Source organism: Pseudarthrobacter sp. 10T415, assembly GCF_056394175.1.
In genome coordinates this window covers 1-434 of record NZ_JBFTHJ010000074.1, presented here as the reverse complement: position 1 = coordinate 434, position 434 = coordinate 1, and the positions used below count along the sequence as shown (strand labels likewise).

General features: G+C 54.0%; 2 rRNA genes. Both read left to right on the top strand.

The annotated features are described in order from the left end of the window. A 23S ribosomal RNA gene (locus AC1DBN_RS21520) occupies nucleotides 1–136 on the top strand; the annotation flags it as partial. A 156-nt stretch (nucleotides 137–292) separates the two neighbouring features. Beyond that, nucleotides 293–409: ribosomal RNA gene (gene rrf / locus AC1DBN_RS21515) — 5S ribosomal RNA — on the top strand. The last annotated feature ends 25 nt before the right edge of the window (nucleotides 410–434 follow it).

The following is a 434-nucleotide window of genomic DNA, read 5'->3' as shown; positions in this document are numbered from 1 at the left end:
TCGAGATGAGATTTCCATACACATTTATGTGTGAGAGGCCCCCAGCCAGACCACTGGGTTGATAGGCCGGATGTGGAAGCGAGGACTAACGACTCGTGAAGCTGACCGGTACTAATAGGCCAACAACTTACACCACACAGATAAATACATAACTCTGCTTGCGTCCACTATGTGGTTCCCAACCAACAACCCTTTGTTGRCGGAACCCACAACTGAATACAACACCACCATGTTGTAACCACCAGATTTCCCACACCACCCCCTAAAAGGGGTTGGTGACGGGTAGAAGGGTTACGGCGGTCATAGCGTGGGGGAAACGCCCGGTCCCATTCCGAACCCGGAAGCTAAGACCCACAGCGCCGATGGTACTGCACCCGGGAGGGTGTGGGAGAGTAGGACACCGCCGGACAAACATTGAGTAGGGCCCTGACACA